This window comes from Streptomyces fildesensis, from assembly GCF_016107395.1.
Classification (GTDB): Bacteria; Actinomycetota; Actinomycetes; order Streptomycetales; family Streptomycetaceae; genus Actinacidiphila; species Actinacidiphila fildesensis.
Genome location: NZ_JAAIKO010000012.1, coordinates 57,491 through 73,806, shown reverse-complemented (window position 1 = coordinate 73,806; position 16,316 = coordinate 57,491). Strand labels below are relative to the sequence as shown.

At 69.9% G+C, this 16,316-nt stretch carries 17 protein-coding genes; 7 read left to right on the top strand and 10 right to left on the bottom strand.

Going from position 1 to position 16,316, the window contains the following annotated elements; all coding sequences use genetic code 11:
- Positions 1-91 precede the first annotated feature (91 nt).
- The 5 genes from C6N31_RS18945 to C6N31_RS18925 all read right to left on the bottom strand — a co-directional run bounded on the left by C6N31_RS18945 (position 92) and on the right by C6N31_RS18925 (position 7,544).
- A complete protein-coding gene (locus C6N31_RS18945) occupies positions 92-1,174 on the bottom strand; it encodes a S1 family peptidase (protein WP_138351441.1) in 1,083 nt (360 codons plus the stop codon).
- A gap of 914 nt (positions 1,175-2,088) precedes the next feature.
- Entirely contained in the window at positions 2,089-5,286 is a 3,198-nt protein-coding gene (locus C6N31_RS18940; RefSeq protein ID WP_187144726.1) for a M28 family peptidase, read from the bottom strand.
- Between the two features lie 273 nt (positions 5,287-5,559).
- On the bottom strand, positions 5,560-6,945 hold the full coding sequence (locus tag C6N31_RS18935) for a helix-turn-helix domain-containing protein (protein WP_138351440.1): 1,386 nt from the start codon (positions 6,943-6,945) through the stop codon (positions 5,560-5,562).
- 136 nt (positions 6,946-7,081) lie between these two features.
- Positions 7,082-7,318: a response regulator transcription factor gene (locus tag C6N31_RS18930; protein ID WP_138351439.1), complete on the bottom strand. Its 237-nt coding sequence runs from the start codon at positions 7,316-7,318 to the stop codon at positions 7,082-7,084.
- 52 nt (positions 7,319-7,370) lie between these two features.
- Entirely contained in the window at positions 7,371-7,544 is a 174-nt protein-coding gene (locus C6N31_RS18925; RefSeq protein WP_164292081.1) for a hypothetical protein, read from the bottom strand.
- Between C6N31_RS18925 and C6N31_RS18920 the strand changes: the two genes are divergently transcribed.
- On the top strand, positions 7,543-8,094 hold the full coding sequence (locus C6N31_RS18920) for a DinB family protein (protein WP_381586734.1): 552 nt from the start codon (positions 7,543-7,545) through the stop codon (positions 8,092-8,094). The genes C6N31_RS18925 and C6N31_RS18920 overlap by 2 nt on opposite strands.
- 75 nt (positions 8,095-8,169) lie before the next feature.
- Here the strand turns inward: C6N31_RS18920 and C6N31_RS18915 are convergent, their stop codons facing one another.
- Complete coding sequence (locus tag C6N31_RS18915) at positions 8,170-8,679, bottom strand: winged helix-turn-helix transcriptional regulator (RefSeq protein ID WP_198357884.1); 510 nt, start codon at positions 8,677-8,679, stop codon at positions 8,170-8,172.
- Positions 8,680-8,805: 126 nt separating this feature from the next.
- On the opposite strand from C6N31_RS18915, the gene C6N31_RS18910 reads away from it, so the two are divergent.
- Positions 8,806-9,504 carry an SDR family oxidoreductase gene (locus C6N31_RS18910; RefSeq protein ID WP_138351437.1) on the top strand — a complete coding sequence of 233 codons (699 nt, stop codon included), beginning with the start codon at positions 8,806-8,808 and terminating at the stop codon, positions 9,502-9,504.
- Between the two features lie 222 nt (positions 9,505-9,726).
- On the opposite strand, the gene C6N31_RS18905 is transcribed toward C6N31_RS18910, so the two are convergent.
- Together C6N31_RS18905 and C6N31_RS18900 are read right to left on the bottom strand one after the other, a co-directional pair.
- On the bottom strand, positions 9,727-10,236 hold the full coding sequence (locus C6N31_RS18905) for an RICIN domain-containing protein (RefSeq protein ID WP_198357883.1): 510 nt from the start codon (positions 10,234-10,236) through the stop codon (positions 9,727-9,729).
- 205 nt (positions 10,237-10,441) lie between these two features.
- Positions 10,442-11,422, bottom strand: a complete 981-nt coding sequence (locus C6N31_RS18900; RefSeq protein ID WP_198357882.1) for an aldo/keto reductase — start codon at positions 11,420-11,422, stop codon at positions 10,442-10,444.
- 189 nt (positions 11,423-11,611) lie between these two features.
- Here C6N31_RS18900 and C6N31_RS18895 point away from each other — a divergent pair, with 189 nt between their 5' ends.
- The 5 genes from C6N31_RS18895 (at position 11,612) to C6N31_RS18880 (ending at position 15,041) form a co-directional block, all read left to right on the top strand.
- Positions 11,612-12,130, top strand: a complete 519-nt coding sequence (locus C6N31_RS18895; protein WP_244808970.1) for a GNAT family N-acetyltransferase — start codon at positions 11,612-11,614, stop codon at positions 12,128-12,130.
- Positions 12,131-12,474: 344 nt separating this feature from the next.
- Positions 12,475-13,491 (top strand): ABC transporter ATP-binding protein, encoded by a 1,017-nt coding sequence (locus tag C6N31_RS45600; protein WP_306664990.1) that lies wholly within the window; start codon positions 12,475-12,477, stop codon positions 13,489-13,491.
- Positions 13,492-13,528: 37 nt separating this feature from the next.
- Positions 13,529-14,416: an ATP-binding cassette domain-containing protein gene (locus C6N31_RS45595; protein ID WP_307811477.1), complete on the top strand. Its 888-nt coding sequence runs from the start codon at positions 13,529-13,531 to the stop codon at positions 14,414-14,416.
- 102 nt (positions 14,417-14,518) lie between these two features.
- Complete coding sequence (locus C6N31_RS18885) at positions 14,519-14,680, top strand: carbohydrate-binding protein (RefSeq protein ID WP_138351434.1); 162 nt, start codon at positions 14,519-14,521, stop codon at positions 14,678-14,680.
- A 103-nt stretch (positions 14,681-14,783) separates the two neighbouring features.
- Positions 14,784-15,041 carry a DUF6296 family protein gene (locus C6N31_RS18880; RefSeq protein ID WP_138351433.1) on the top strand — a complete coding sequence of 86 codons (258 nt, stop codon included), beginning with the start codon at positions 14,784-14,786 and terminating at the stop codon, positions 15,039-15,041.
- Between the two features lie 82 nt (positions 15,042-15,123).
- On the opposite strand, the gene C6N31_RS18875 is transcribed toward C6N31_RS18880, so the two are convergent.
- Both C6N31_RS18875 and C6N31_RS18870 read right to left on the bottom strand, forming a co-directional pair.
- Positions 15,124-15,582: a MarR family winged helix-turn-helix transcriptional regulator gene (locus C6N31_RS18875; protein WP_381586729.1), complete on the bottom strand. Its 459-nt coding sequence runs from the start codon at positions 15,580-15,582 to the stop codon at positions 15,124-15,126.
- Positions 15,579-16,217 (bottom strand): DJ-1/PfpI family protein, encoded by a 639-nt coding sequence (locus C6N31_RS18870; protein ID WP_138351431.1) that lies wholly within the window; start codon positions 16,215-16,217, stop codon positions 15,579-15,581. Before C6N31_RS18870 ends, C6N31_RS18875 begins: the two co-directional genes overlap by 4 nt.
- Positions 16,218-16,316 lie beyond the last annotated feature (99 nt).

The following is a 16,316-nucleotide window of genomic DNA, read 5'->3' as shown; positions in this document are numbered from 1 at the left end:
GGCAGGTCAAGCCGTCACACACCAGCGACCGCGCAGCGAAGAGGGGCGGGCCTCCTGGGAGGTCCGCCCCTCGGTCACACACTGACGGGTGTCAGCCGATCTGCGCGCCGTACTCGGTGAGTGCGGCCGTCACCGGCTGGAAGAACGTCTCCCCGCCGTTGGTGCAGTCACCGCTGCCGCCGGAGGTGAGGCCGACCGCGGTGTCGCCGGAGAAGAGCGCGCCGCCGCTGTCGCCGGGCTCGGCGCAGACGTTGGTCTGGATCAGTCCGGTGACCGACCCTTCCTGGTAGTTGACGGTGGCGTCGAGTCCGGTGACCGTGCCGTCGTGCACCTGGGTGGTGCTGCCGCTGCGCTGCACCGTCTGGCCGACCGTCGGATCGCCGGCCTTGGTGATCGCCTGCGTGCTGCCGTTGTACAGGTCCACCGAGCTCGGGTGGGCCACGCTCGTGTCGGTGTACTTGACCAGCGCGAAGTCATGGCCGGGGAAGGTGGCGGCCTCGACGTTGCCGATCTCCTGGCCGCCGGACGAGCCGGACCAGCTCTTGAACGCCACACCGCAGTGACCCGCGGTCAGGAAGTACGGCTGCCCGTCCTTCACCACGTTGAAGCCGAGGGAGCAGCGCGCACCATCGGCGAAGATCGCGTCCCCGCCGGCGACGAACGGCTTGAAGCGGCCCGCCGAGCGGTGCAGTTGCGCGGTGCCGCCGAGCGCCTTGACGCTCTTGGTGAGGCTGTCGAGCTGCGCACCCTTCACGGTGCTGTCGGCGGTCACCACCACCTGGTTAGTGCGGGGGTCGATGGACCATGCGGTGCCCGGGATACGCGGCTGCGCCCGCAGGGTCTCTGCCGAGCGGTGCAGTTCGGCCATGGTGTGCTGGACGGTCCGGGCAACTGCTCCCGCGTCCTTCACCTTCTGGTCCGCGGTGGCGTCAAGAACGTTGACGACGAGCTGCTTGGTCTTCGCGTCGTAGTACGAACCCGCGGTGCGGTCACCCAGCCGGGAGGTGAGGTCGCCCGCGAGCTGAGCCGCGGCGGCGGGGGCAAATGCCTGGGGGGACGGTGCGGTCGGCTGGGCGGCGTTGGCGTGGGGAAGGAGAACGCCCGCTGCGACGACGGCGGCGGCGCTCGCCCCGGCGATCGCGATACGACGCCTGGTTATCCGACGGTGCTTCAACTCAGTGCCTCCTGTGGGGGGTGGGCCCGCCGGGTCAACGGTGGGCCCGCAGGATGTGCGGTCACGAACGGGCGGAACAGCAAGGTCTGCCCGTCCGTGCCAGTTGGTGCGGCTGAGTATCCCGATACCGGCCAGTACCCTGCAAGGTCATGATCAAGCCCCGCCTGCACATCTGTGAACAGGGCGGAGATACCTCGCAACCCTCGCCATTGACGGCCCCGATCGGGGTTTCCGGACCACGGTGCGACGACCTGTGCGCCCGGGGTGAGGACTACACCTGTCCGAGAACCGACGCTCGAATTCCGTTTGTGGAGCCCGGTTTCTCCCGGTACGTACAGGCGCGGAACGCGCCGTTCACGCCGCCCGTGCGCAGTCAGCCCCCTGGTCTTTGTTCTTCCTCATGGATCAGTTCAACGAGTTGTCCCGTAGAGGTTTTGTCAAAGCCGGAGTGGGCGGACTGGGGGTCGCCGCCCTGTCGCTCCCCGCGGGGAACGCCCTCGCTTCCCCCTGCTGACTCCCACCACCGGGCCGTCCGCGGACGCCGCCGGGATCCGGACCCTCCATTTCATCGGCCGGCACCAACGCCTCGGTGACCGCCTCCCCCGCCGGCGACCGGCTGATCGTCGAGGTCCAGGGGGGCGGTCGCGGCCGGACGCACGGCCGGGCCCCGGCTGTTCACGACCGGTGAACTGCTCGACGGCAGCCGGGTCGCCTACAGCATGAGCCGGGCGCACCGCACCGAGGCCGGGGTGAAGCGCTCCCTGCTGCTCGGAGCACGCGTTCCATCTGTAGCGGGCCGGCGGTCACCAGTGGTTCATGCCGCTGGTGACCGCCCGCCGCGGCCCGCGTCCGTGCGGCTTGGACGCGGGCCGTGGCTTCGAGGGCAGGGCTCCGTTCAGAAGGCTTTGTTCAGTTCAGCAGGCGCCGAGGTCCTGCCAGACGCCCCACTGGCCGGTGGTGCCGGGCTCCTCTCCGGTGGTCCACCACTTGGCCCGCCAGTTGTGGCTCTTCCAGCTGACCTGGTTGCCGCCGACGTAGATGGCGTTCGGGTCCCAGGTCGTACCGGTGCAGCCGCCGCCCCCGCCGGTGACCGTCAGCGAGTAGGTGGTGCTGTGGGTGGCGGTGCCCGTGCCGGTGACGGTCACGGTGTAGGTGCCCGCGGTCACCGACGCTCCGACGGCCACGGTCATGGTCGCGGAGGAACCGGACTGCACGGAGGCCGGGGCGAACGAGACGTTCACACCGGTCGGAGCGCCGGACGCCGTCAGGTTGACGGTCTGGGCGCTGCCGCTGGTGGTGGCGGTGGAGACCGTCGCGGTGGTGGTGCCGCCCGGCTGGACGCTGCCGGAGACGGGGTTCACCGCGACCGAGAAGTCGTTGGCCGGGGTCGTGGTGCCGACCGCGGTCTTCCACAGCGTGTAGGCGACTCCGTCGGCACTGCGGTCGAGTGCCGTCGCGTTGATGTTGGCGGTGGTGTCACAGGACTGGTGGTAGCAGGAGTCGTACGACCGGTTGGCCGTGCCGCCCCACTTGGTGGCCTGGGCCGCGGTCTTGATGGCGTCGGCGCCCGTGGCGTAGGCCGAGGTGGGAATGCCCGCCTGCTGGAAGGAGTAGTCGTCGGACCGTCCCTGGCCCTCGATGTTCTCCTCCGGACGGAGGTTCAGCGAGTCCCAGTACTCCTTCATCGGGGCCGCCGCGGACGAGGTGATGTTGTTGATGAAGTAGCCGGCGTTGGTGGAGCCGACCATGTCGAGGTTGTAGTACGCCTTGATGGCGCCGCGCTGGGCGGAGCCGAGCTGACTCACATAGAACTGCGAGCCCTGCATGCCCTGTTCCTCGCCGTTCCACCAGGCGAAGCGGGCGTGCTTGGCCATCGTCGGGTTCTGCTGGGCCAGGACGAGGGCGTTCTCCAGCAGGGAGGACGAGCCGGAGCCGTTGTCGTTGATGCCGGGACCGGCCGACACGCTGTCCAGGTGCGCGCCGAACATGATGACCTGGTCGGTGGGCCCGCCCGGCCAGTCCGCGATCAGGTTGTTCCCGCGGTTGGTGCAGCCGGTGCAGGACTGCTCGGTGACGCTGTAGCCGGCCGCCTGCAGCTTGCCCTTGACGTAGGCCAGCGACGCCGTGTAGCCGCCGGTGCCGGCCTGCCGGGTGCCGCCGTTCTGCTGGGCGATCGTGTACAGCTGCGCCAGGTGCGCCTGGACGTTCGCCACGCTGATGTCCGGCGCTGTGCCGCCGGGATCGGTCCCGCCAGGAGTGACGGTGAGGGTGTACTGAGCGGTGTGGCTCTGGGTTCCGCTGCCGGTCACGGTGATGACGTACGAGCCCACCGCGACCGCCGACCCGACGGTGACCTTCATCGTCGAGGAGGCGCCGGACTGCACCGAGGCCGGGGTGAACCCGACCGTCACACCGGTCGGGGCGCCGGACGCCGTCAGGTTCACGGTCTGCGTGCTGCCCGAGGTGATGGTGGTGTTGACCGTGACGTTGGCCGAAGCACCCTGCTGCACCGACCCGGCGGTCGGGCTCAGCGACATCGAGTAGTCACTGTTGCCGCTGGGAGTACAGGTGGGTTCGCCGCTCTGCGCGGGGATGGTGATGGCGTCCCAGGCGGCCTTGGTCCTGGTGTACAGCACACAGCTGGGGTCGAGGTTCTTGGCCGCGGTCAGGGTCGTGGTGCGGTACCGCTTGTAGGTCATACCGCTGGTCTTGAGCAGCATCCCGCCGTAGAAGACCTTGCCGGCCTGCTGGATGCCGACGCCGGTGACGGTGGAGTTGTTGCAGGTCGGACTGGTCGGCTTGCCGCCGCCGGGGTTCGAGCCCTCGGCCAGCAGATAGAACCAGTGGTTCAGCGGGCCGGCCGCCGCGTGCTCCTCGGTGCTGGGTATCGAGGAGCTGTAACAGTTCGGGTCGCCGAGCTGGGAGGGGTTGTACATGATGCGGATCGGACCGCTGCCGGTGAGGTTGATCTTCTCGCCGACGGTGTAGTCGGGGTTGTCGTACGGTGCCGGCTCATTGGTGTACGCCTCGGTGAGGGCGCCCATGATGTCGCCGGTCGCCTCGCCGAGACCCGACTCGTTGTTGGCTCCGCCGGGGGTGTACTGGTCGATGCCGTGGCCGAACTCATGGCCCACGACGTCGATCGCGCCGATCCACTGGTTGGCCGTGTTGTGGCCGATGGAGACGGACGAGCCGTCCCAGTAGGCGTTGACGTCGTTGAGGCCGACCTTCACCGGCCAGCTGCCGCCGTTGCCGTTGTGACCGTTGCGGCCGAGCCAGTCCCGCAGCATGTCCCACTCGTGCTGCGCCGCCCACATGACGTCGACGCAGCCGGTCTCCTTCGAGGTGGCGCTGCCGGTGCCCCAGGAGTCGGTGGACTTGGTGAAGACGCCGCCGGTGGTGTAGTCGGCGCAGGTCAGGCCGGGGCGTCCCGGGTCGCGCAGTGAGTAACTGCCGCCCGAGTTGGTGGTCGCGATGGTCAGCGGGTTCGGGCCGTTCCACTGGCTGTTGCCGGTGCCGGCCTTGACATCGTCGTAGCTGTCGAGCACCGATCCGGTGGTCGCGTTCACGTAGACGTGCAGATGACTGGGGGCCTTCGCGGTGCGGCCGGTGAGCACCGTCTCCCAGGCCAGCTGGTCGCTGCCGTCCTTGACGCGCACCACGAGGCGGTGCGAGTCGACCTTGTCCACCGTGGCCAGCGCGCGGCGTGCGGTGGTCTCGGCGGTGGTGGCCGGGACCGTCGGTGTGGTCGGGACGTTGATCCGTGTCGAGTCGGCGGACCGGGTGGCCTGCACCCGGCCCTGGCCGTCGGCCAGGACCACCGCGTCCCCGCCGACCACCGGCAGGCCACGGTAGGTGCGCTCGTAGGCGACCGAGTAGAGGCCGTTGACCCAGGGCGTCACCTGACGCCGTTCGTAGCTCTCGCCCGGCCCGTTCATCAGCGTGTCGAAGCCGCTGGCGGCGGCCCGGTCGGCCGCCGACACCGCCAGCGCCAGCGGCCCTGGGGAGACGGTCGGGGCGGGGGCCGCGGCGGCCGGCGGGCCGCTGATGGCGACCATCATCCCGGCGAGGACGGCCAGGGTTGTCCCGGCCGTCACTGCTCTGTGTTTCATCGGAGGCTCCTTGACTAGGGGCATGCCTCGACCACGAAGTCGCCACTCAGCGGCAGGACGATCGGCCCGGACCGGTGAGCGAGGGGCGAGACTTTCGCGTTTCGAGTGAGCGAGCGAAACGTTCACATCGCGCCATGACCCCGTCAATGGACTAGTCCAACTCCGGCAACATCCGGCAACTTCTGGCAACCCGCGAGCTCGATCGCACCGCTCATCGGACACCGAACGGATGACGGAAGAGGGGTCGCCGAAGGCAGACGCCCCCGTCAACACTCAGACGCGGTAGGGCAGTTGCTCCAGCAGACTCCGTGCCTCCCGGGCGCCGGGGTATCGCGTCGTCAGCCTCGTCCGCAGTCCGTCGAGCTCGCGGTTCACACTCGTCCGGTCCGCGGCGACCGCCTCCGGGAGCACCGACGCGGCGGCTGCCACGGCGGCGTCCAGCTGTCCGGAGCACACGAACGCGTCGGCCAGTCGCAGCGTGAGCAGCAGAACGGTCGGCCGGTGCGTGGCGGGCAGACAGCTGAGCGACGCCTCGGTGGCCTTGACGGCCTGCCGGGCGACCCACAGATCCCCGGTGATCGCGGCGGCATCGCGCAGCGTCCCGCCGATCGACGCCTCCACCTGTAAGCGGCCCGTGGCGCCGGCGAGCCAGGGCGCCTCGAGGAAGTCCCGCCCGTCGAGGCGGTCCAGCGCCCGGCGGGAGAGCACGACGCGCTTGCGGCACTCCGCGAGGTCGCCGCCCAGCGCCCGCGCCCGCGCCTGGTGCAGATGCGACATGGCCACCATCCAGACCCGGCGCGGGTCCACCGCCTCCAACTCCTGTGCGTAGGCCAGCGCGGACGCGCCGTCCCCGTCGAGCCGGACCAGGGTGCAGACGTCGCACAGCAAGGTAGCCCGGGCCACCACGTCATCGGCGACGTCCGCCCAGGTCAGGCCGCGCGCGAACCAAGCCATCCCGAGGATGCGCTGCCCTCGCTCCACCCGGAGCCAGCCCGCGATCTGCGCGCATTCGGCGGCGAGCCGCAACTGCGGCACCGGCAGCGTCCCGTGCCGGTTCAGCGTCTCGGCCCACCGCACCACGACGCGCAGCACCCGCTCGACCGAGCCGACGGTTTCGGTGGAGACGCTCTCCAGGCCGTCCTGGGTGTACCCGACGATCAGGGCGGTCAGAGCGTGCATGGCGTCGGCGTCCGTGCCGGGCCACATCGCCGTCCGGCCGTGGTCGCCGTCGGCGGCGGTCAGGAGCGTGAGCGCGTCGGCGAGCGGTGGCACCTCGCAGTCGCCACCACCGTGCAGCGGGCAGGACACCAGCCGGGTGGGCCAGTGGTGGACGGGCTGCGGCGGGGCCGGGTCGGCGGCTCCTTGGGGCGTGGTCGAGAACAGTGTCGCGGGCAGCATCGGCACGGCGTGGTGGACGTCCGGCCGGCCGGCGAGGATCGCGAGGAGTTCGCCCCGGCTTCCCAGTAACGAGTCGAGCCGCAGCGGCAACCCGGCGGGCGGCTCCCGCACGCCGCCCTCCAACTTGCTGATCAGCGTGTGGTGATACCCGACCCGCAGCGCCAGTTGACGCTGGGTCAGCCCGGCCGACCTGCGCAGCGTGCGCAGCCGTCGCCCGAACTCCGCCCACGACTGCCGCGCTGCGACCGTGTCGGCGCTCATGGACCCTCCCGGCCGGAAGTCGTCGTACCGCCACTGCCGTCCCCGACACCGGCGTACACCGATCGGCGCTGGATCCTACTAGAAGATTGCGTTCGTCGACGTCGCGAATTCCGGCCGCGGGCGGTCATGACGGGGGTCAGGAGAGGCCGGCGATGAGTTCCTCGCGGCCGGCGACGCCGGTCTTGCGGTAGATGGCCTTCATATGGTCGTTGACCGTGTGGTGGGACAGCTCCGGACGGCGGGCGATGTGCTTGACCGGCAGGCCTTCCAGCACCTGCTCGACCACCGCCTGTTCCCGGGAGGTGACCCCGTACCAGGCGGAGACCGCCGGGAGCAGCGGGGCGGCCAAGGCGGACCGGATCGTGACCGCCACGTCCCGGGCTGCCGATCCTGATGCTCGCGATCATCTTCGGGCTCTCCAGCGACTACGAAGTGTTCGTCGTGCCCCGTATCGCCTCGACATCGAGGGCGACCGTCTCCAGCACCAGCACCAGCACGGGCCGAGCGGCCCCGCCAGGACCCCTGACGAGCAGCCTGTCCGAGGCCGGGCGGTGCCGGGGTTCCGGGCCCGATCGGCCATGGTCGATGATGTCGGCCATGACCAGCCCACGAAGAAGAGCAGAGATGTTCATCGGCCCCGAGCACGACCTCCGGTTCCGCGCTCCCGCCACCGGTGACGAGCGACGCATGCTCGTCGATTTCCTCACGTCGCAGCGCACGACGCTGGAGCTGAAGTGCGCGGGCCTGGACGCCGAGTTGTCCCGTCGTTCCGTGGAACCGTCCACGCTCTCGCTGCTCGGCCTCGTCCGCCATCTCGCAGATGTGGAACGCCGTTGGTTCCGGGTGGTCCTGGCCGGGCAGGACGTGCCGCTCCGCTTCTCGTCGCAGGACAACCCCGACCAGGACTTCGACGGCGCGGTGCCGGATCCCGCGGTCGCCGCCGCGGCCTGGGAGGCCTGGCGCGCCGAGGTGACGTTCGCCGACGCCTTCGTCGCCGATGCGCCCGACCTCGACATCGAGGGCGACGACGCGTGGCGCGGGACGGTGTCCCTGCGCTGGGTCCTCGTCCACATGGTCGAGGAGTACGCCCGGCACAACGGCCACGCCGACCTGCTCCGTGAGCGGATCGACGGAGCGCGGGGGATCTGAAGGCGAGCCGCTCCGGCTCCCGTCCGCCCGCCCCCGGAGCCGGCGGGAGCCATGGTGGCGCGATACGGGGGCTTGTCAGTTCCCGTCGGGTGCGGCGGTCACCGCGGCGGTGGCCAGCGGGATGGGTTCCTCGGAGACCCAGGGCATGACCCAGGCGGCGTCCTCGTTGGTGATCCCGGTGTCACAGACGTCGCAGTAGCTTCCGTCGGCGGTGGGCAGGCCGCACGGCAGGTGCACGATCCGCACGGCGATCGTGGGCTCCGCGGGATTCGCGTAGGTGTGGCCCCAGGCGGCGAGTGCTTCCAGGACGGGGCGCAGGGCGACCCCCGCCTGTGTGATCCGGTAGTGCGAGCGGATCCGGTTGCCGTCCTCGTAGGGCTCCTTGGTGAGAACCCCGGCATCGACCAGCTTGCCCAGCCGGTTGGACAGGATGTTGTCCGCGATTCCCAGGCCGGTACGGAACTGCTCGAAGCGCGTCGCGCCGAGCGTGGCGTTCCGCATGATCAGCAGCGTCCAGCGGTCACCGAAGATGCCGGCGGCGCGTCCCAGCGGGCAGGGCCCGGAGGCGAGATCTGCGCTGTTCATGTCGGGTTCCCTCTTCACTTGCTCTACGACTTGCAGCTTGCAAGCCACAAGCCCCCATGTTAGCTTCCTTTATGCAAGCTTGCAATTTGCAAGCTTGGTCCGAGGCTCCATGAGAAGAGTTCCGTCATGAACATCTCCGAACAGACTGCCCTGGTCACCGGCGCCAATCGCGGCCTCGGCCGGCTTCTGGCCACCGAGCTCGTGGCCCGCGGCGCCACCGTCTACGCCGGAGCGCGCAACCCCGACACCATCGACGTGCCCGGCGTGATTCCGATCAGCCTCGACGTCACCGACCCCGAGTCCGTCGCCGCAGCCGCCAAGACGGCCGGCGCGGTGACCCTGCTCATCAACAACGCGGGGTCCTCCACCGGGGCCGACCTGCTCACCGGCGACCTCGGTGACCTGCAGCTGGAAATCGATACGCACTATTTCGGTTCCCTGTCGATGATCCGCGCCTTCGCACCGGGGATCACGGCCAACGGCGGCGGGACGATCCTGAACATCCTGTCCGTCCTGTCGTGGATCTCCCTGCCCACCGTCGGCGGGTACTCGGCCGCGAAGTCGGCCGCCTGGTCGATGACCAACACCCTCCGGGTCCAGCTCGCCGAGCAGAACATCCGGGTCGCCGGACTCCACGTCGGATTCATGGACACCGACATGGCCGCGCAGGTCACCGCTCCGAAGATGGACCCCGCCGCTGTCGCCGCCCTCGCGATCGACGGCATCGAAGCCGACGCGTACGAGATCCTCGCCGACGACCTCAGCCGACAGGTGCAAGCGGGCTTCGCCGGGGGCGTGGGCGCCCTCTACCCGGCCCTGACCTGATCCACCCGGCCCGCGACACGAAGCGCGAACGGACGGCAAGCGGGTGCCCCCGCCCGGCGCGCACGATGCCCGGGCGCGCGAACAACGCCGGACTCACGTACCTGCTGGGCGGGGGCGGTTCGGGTCGTCCCGCGGCATTCCGTCCCCGGGCAGGGAGTGCGGGCAACCCCTGAGCAGCTGGCGAGGCGTCAGCCCGCTGCCCGGAAGTTCTGGTTCACGCGATCAGTTGTGCATCGCGGAGAAGCGCCAGGCCTGACCGTTGAATCCACCGCAGGTGGACTGGTCGAGAGGCTGACCGCTGTTGGTCATACCCCAGGCCGCCGTCAGGCACAGGCCGCTGGAGCGGTTCCTGAGCCGGTAGCTGTCGTTGCCGAGCGACTCGGCCACCCACACCTGCGCGTCGTTGTTGGAACAGTACGACTGGACGACCAGGGCATGGTTGGCCGGGCCCTGCGGGGTGACGCACTGACCGGTCGAACGGACCCGGAGGAAGTAGGCGCTGGTGCCCGCCCAGCCCGACGAGAACTGCTTGTTGTACTTGTTGTCGCACGGAAACTGGATCAGGCCGGCGCCGGGCTGGGTGGAGTTGTTGCCCACCGCGGCGCACATGCCGGAGTTCAGATTGGTCAGCTTGTTGAAGAAGCCGTTGTCGGGGCTGTCCGCCTGGGCGGAGTTGGCAGCGCCGAGCGACAGGAGCGCCGCGGAGGAGAGTGCGGCTAAGACCTTGGTCACGTGTCTCACGAAAGACCCCAGTTCCTGATACCGGATGGATGACAGGGCATGCCCGTGCACCGGTGAGCGAACACCCGGCGCCGAATATGCGATCACCCACGGTGCCCGACCGTGCGCCGTCCGTCCAGGGGCGATTCGGCCCACTCAAGCGCCGTTCCACGACGGCGTTCCGGCGCGCGGTTCCGCCCGCGCCGCGAGCGGGCCGCTACTCCGGCCCCATCCCCGGGTGCGGACTGTAGTCCGCCTCCAGACGCGCCATGTGCGTCGGTGAAAGGGTGACGTCCAGTGCCGCGACGGCGTCCTGGAGGTGGGCGAGCTTGGTCGCACCGACGATCGGGGCGCTCACACCCTCCTTGTTCAGCAGCCAGGCGAGGGCAACCCGGGCCGGTGGCACACCGAGCTCGGAGGCGACGGCACGGAGCGTGTCGACGACGTCGAAGTCGGCTTCCGTGTAGAGCTGGTCGGCGAGCGGATCGGCGCCGCCGCGGGTGGTGGTGCGCTCGCCGCCGCGCCCCCGGCCACCCGCGAGGAGTCCGCGCGCGAGCGGGCTGTACGGCAGGACGCCGACGCCCTGGTCGAGGCAGAGCGGGATCATCTCCCGTTCCTCCTCGCGGTAGACGAGGTTGTAGTGGTTCTGCATGGACACGAAGCGCGTGCCGCCCGCGAGCACGGCGGTGTGCTGCGCCTTGACGAACTGCCATGCGTACATGCTCGATGCGCCGATGTAGCGGACCTTCCCGGCCCGTACGACGGTGTCGAGCGCGTCCATCGTCTCCTCGATGGTCGTCTCCTGGTCCCAGCGATGGATCTGGTAGAGGTCGATGTGGTCGGTGCCGAGACGGCGCAGGGAGCCGTCCACCGAGGCGAGGATGTGTTTGCGCGACAGACCCCGGTCGCCCGGTTTCTCGCTCATCGGGTAGTACACCTTGGTGGCGAGGACGTAGTCGTCGCGGTCGTCGAAGAGCCGCGCGAGCAGCCGTCCGGTGACCTCTTCACTGGCGCCCCGGTCGTACATGTCGGCGGTGTCGAACAACGTCACGCCCTGCTCCACCGCATGCCGCACGATCGGCTCCGCCTCCTCCTCGGAGAGGTGCCAGGCGCGCCGGCTGGTGTCGCCGTAACTCATCATGCCGAGACCCAGCCGGGACACGACGAGTCCTGAAGCACCCAGGCGGGTGTATTGCATCGCATTTCTCCTTCAGAACCGCTGGGATAACGCACCGGTTCGGATCGGCTCGGGTTCCCGGACCGATTCAACGCCGAACGGGCCCGGATTCCCATCCGAATAAACGGTTCCGCCGGTCCGCCCCATCAGGCACCATCAACCGATGGGCATGTCGGACACACTCCCCGACCGGGATCGGAAGCCAGGACGGTGAATCCCACGATCAGAACCGCGGCCATCGGCACGGAGCGTCTGGAACTGCTGCCCCTCCTCGTGGATCACGCCGGGGAGATGGCCGCCACGCTGGCCGACCCGGCCCTGCACACTTTCATCGGTGGCGCCCCGGACACTCCGCAGGACCTGCGGGCCCGCTACGAACGCATGGTCGCCGGCGCACCCGACCCTGCGGTCTCGTGGTGCAACTGGGTGATCCGGCTGCGCGAGGAGACCTCCCTGGCGGGCACGGTCCAGGCGACGATCGGCCCTTCCGGAGACGGCCTGACCGCCGAGATCGCCTGGGTCGTCGGCACCCCGTGGCAAGGGCGCGGCATCGCCACGGAGGCGGCGCTGGGCCTGGTCGGCTGGCTGGAGCGCCAACCCGTGGACACCCTCGTCGCCCATGTCCATCCGGACCACCGGGCGTCGGCCGCCGTCGCCGCCGCCTGCGGACTGGCGCCCACCGGCCAATGGCACGACGGCGAGATCAGGTGGCAGCGAAACCTGCGGTGAGGCCTTCGGGCCACGGCTGTGCCGGCCTCACGCAGCAGTGTTGGCACCCCTTCGACTGCGCCCCGCATCGCGCGCGTCCGCCCGCTGTGCTCCGTGCGTGCTTCTGTCCATCGGTCCGCCGAGCGGTGATGCGGACCGGAGGTGGGCAGGTCTAGATGCTTCCGGGCCTTCGCACGGCATCAGCGAGTGCCGTGCGCGGTCCGAACCGTCGAACCGTCGAAGGACGCCGCCATGACTCGCGCCATACTCACCTGCCGCACGACGCCGCACACCCACCCCGCAGACGCCTGGGCGGTGCGGCGATGAGGAGGTGGTTACGACGGCCACGACCCGTCGAGAGGGTCGTGTCCGACAGCGAACAGCTGCTGTTCGGCGGGGCACTGCACTACGACTACGGATGGGCCCGGCACGATTTCACGATGCTGGAGCAGTCGGCGCTGTCCATGGCCCGCTCGGCACCGCGGCTGGTGGGCAGCACCGTCCGGCTGGCCTGGCGGGCCGACCGGACCGCCATGCTGACGATGGTCCTCGCCGAGATCTACCAGGGTGCGGCTCATGCCGTCGGTCTGCTCGTCACCAACGAGGTGCTGCAGTCGCTGTTCGGGAGCGGGGACACGGTCGCGCGGGTGCGCGCGGCGGTGCCGGCGCTGATCGTGGGCATGGTCATCGCCGTGACCAGCGCGGTGGCGGCGTCGCTGTCGACGGCCGGCACCGGCCGGCTGGAGCCGAAGGTCGAGCGGCTGGCCACCCAGGAGTATCTGCGGCACGCCGAGCGGGTGGAACTGGAAGCCGTCGAGGACGGGGCGTTCCGCAAGCTGCTGGACTCCGCGCAGTTCGGCGCCCAGTCCTCCCGCCAGATGATCAGCGCCATGGTGGCGACGCTGAACGGCACGTTCTCCCTGGTCGCCGCGGCCGGGGTGCTCACCGTGCTGCACCCGGTGCTCCTGTTCCTGCTGATGCTGATCGCGGCGCCGCGCGGGTGGGGCGCGCTGCATGTGGCCCAGCGCCGCTACGCCTCCACCATGGCCTGGATCGAGCACGAGCGTGCCGCCCGGGTCATCGGAGAGTCGATCACCGGCCGCAGCGCCGCCCAGGAGACCCGCGTGCACGGCGTCGGGAGCTTCCTGCTGCGGCACTTCGGCCAGATGGCCAGAACCGCGGAGGCGGAGCAGACGCGGCTGGCCAAGGAGAAGGCCGCCACCGAGCTCCTGGCCGCCTCCCTGTCGGGCGCCGCGTCGTTGCTGGCGTACGTCACGCTGGCGTGGCTGCTGCTGTCGGGCCGGATGAGCATGGCGGTCGCCGGTACCGCGGTCATGGCGGTACGGACCGGATCGGCCAATCTCGGTCAACCGGCTCCATGAGGAGTCCCTGTACGCCGGTGACCTGGAGCGGTACATCGTGGAGGCGACCGCCCGCGCCATTCCCGTCGGCGGCGTTCCGGTACCCGGGCACCCGGCCGAGATCCGCTTCGAGCACGTCACCTACCACTATCCGGATCGTGAGCGGCCCGCCCTGGACGACATCTCGCTCACCCTTTCCGCCGGCACCGTGGTGGCGCTGGTGGGAACGAACGGATCCGGCAAGAGCACGCTGGTGAAGCTGCTCGCCGGCCTCCACAAGGCCCAGGCCGGCCGGATCCTGTGGGACAAGGTCGATCTGGCGGAGGCCGACCGGGACCAGGTCTTCTCGCACATCGCGCTGCTCGACCAGTCCTTCGCGAGGTGGCCCTTCACCGCGGAGACCAATCTGGCGATCGGCAAGCCCGCTCGGGTCCCTGAGCCTGAGCAGCTGGCCGCGGCGGCCGCGTTCTCCGGCGCGGACGCGGTCATCAACGCCCTCCCCCACGGCATGAAGACCCTCCTGGCCCTGCAGTTCCGCGGCGGATCGGAACTGTCCGGCGGCCAGTGGCAGACCATCGGGCTCAGCCGTACCCGGTATCGCGACGCGTCTCTGATCATCGTCGACGAGCCGACCTCGGCGCTGGATCCTGAGGCGGAGATCGCCTGCTTCGAGAAGATCCGCCGGCTCCGCTCGCCGACCACCACGGTCGTCCTGGTGACGCACCGCATGGCAGCCGTCCAGCACGCCGACCTGATCTACGTCCTCCACGAGGGCCTCCTGGTGGAACAGGGCACCCACCAGGAACTCCTGGCCGACAAGGCCGGTCGTTACCACCGCATGTTCCAGTCCCAGGCGGACCAGTACATCTCCGGCACCGACGGAACCGTCCCCGGCCAGCAGAACCACCCGGCCACGGCCGACCAGCAGGGCCCGGTCGATCGCTGAGTCGGGTGCCGTGGACCGATGGCCTGGAGGGGCGTGGCGGATCGCCGTGGGAAGATCCAGGTAGGTCGGCAGTGAGCCGGTCCAGTGAAGGGGCGCCCTCGCATGGCAGCAGGATTTTCGGACTGGAAAGTCAAGAAGCAGTATTCGGCGAATGACCGGGTGTCGTATTTGGGAAAGGAATACCGCTGCCTGGCCACACACACCTCGAATTCGGCGTGGAATCCCAAAGCGGCCGTCACGAAATGGCAGGAATACAAGCCGTAGCCTCCGCATTGCCGTCCCCGACGGGGAGCAGCGACGGGCTGCGGTCGCGTGCCGCCTGCGGCGGTCGTAGCGTCGAAGTATCGCTCACCGTTGGGAGTACGCCATGTCCGAGCGCGCGGGCTTCGAGCTCACCTTCACCAACCCTCTTCCGGTGGACGGCGCACCCGCCCAGCAGGTCGTCGAGGTCTTCGCGACGACCGCGATCGGGTCGGGCGGATATCCGATCTATGTCGACGCAAGCAAGATCATCCGCGCCGAGATCAGCGATGCGGGCCAGGTCCGCATGATCGCGAGCGGTGGCGGACAGCGCCCGCAGTCCCCCTCCGCGGTCCATCGTCTGCCGCCGGCCGACGACCGATAAGGTCAGGCCGCCGGACGAGGCGACCTGGGCGATCCGGAACGCGGCGGCGGTCGCCGACCTGGTGACCGGCCGACAACGCTGTTCACCCTGCCGAGTCCCCATCTGCACCCGCGACCGCGTCCATGGCCTCGGACAGCCTTTCCAGGACGCGAAGCGTCGCCGCGAAATCCTCCGGGCCGAGTTCGTCGGCCAGTCGCGCGGCCACGTCCGCGTGAGCCGGGCCGATCCGCTGCACCGCGGCTCGTCCCTGCTCGGTCGGGCGCAGCAGTTTCGCCGTGCGGTGGGCCGGATTCGGCACGTACTCGGCGAGGCCCTTGCCGGCCAGCAGGTCGGCGATGCGCTGAACACCCTGCCGGGTCACGCCCATCGCCCTGGCGATACCGGAGACCGGCAGCGGCTCGCGCAGCACGGCGCCCAGCACCTGCCACCATGCCGCGGTCAGGCCCACCGGCCGGGCCATCCGTTCGGAGACCTCGAGGAACTGGCCGTTGAGCCGGAAGACGGCCAGCGCCGTCCCGGACAGCAGCTCGCCGTCCTTCACGATCCGGCCGCCATCAGCACGGGGAACGCGCTCGGGTCGGAGTGCGCGAACAGCCGGTACCAGGCGTCCAGGACGTGCGGCTCGTAGAGGTCGAGCCTGGCGAAGATCTCGCGGGCGAACGCGACCGGTTCGGTCGGCCCGGCCGTGATCAGGTCGCCGGTCGTCACCGCCGGCGCTTCCAGGTAGCGGTCGCCGCCCTTGTAGCCGGTCGCGGCGAGGTACTCGGCCGCGGCGCTGGTGTGTTCACGGTCGTCGAGCAGCCCTTCACGGGCCAGACCGGCGGTCGCACCGCAGATCGCGGCGACGGGGACACCGGCCGCGAGGAAATCACGCGCCGCGCGCCCGAAGGCGGCGAGATCGTCCGACAGGTCCCACAGGCCGGCGCCCGGCAGGATGAGCAGCGCGGCCTCCTGCGGCGAGATCCCGGCCAGCGCGACGTCGGGGACGATCCGCACACCTCCCGCTGTGGTCACCGGCTCCGTGCTCGTACCCACCGTCCGCACCTGGTACCGGCCGGGCCGGCGCTGCCACTGCGTGCTGTTGATGTGCGCGATCGCATGCCCGACCTCCCAGTCGGACCATGTGTCGTACACCGCCACGTACACCGTCTTCGTCTCGTGCTCTCTCGTCTCCATACGCAACATGTTGTCATATCGACAGCATGTTGTCGAGTGCTGGCCCCCGCTGGCCCCGCTGTCGTGTCCGCTGCCTGTCGTGACACGGCGCACCCCTGC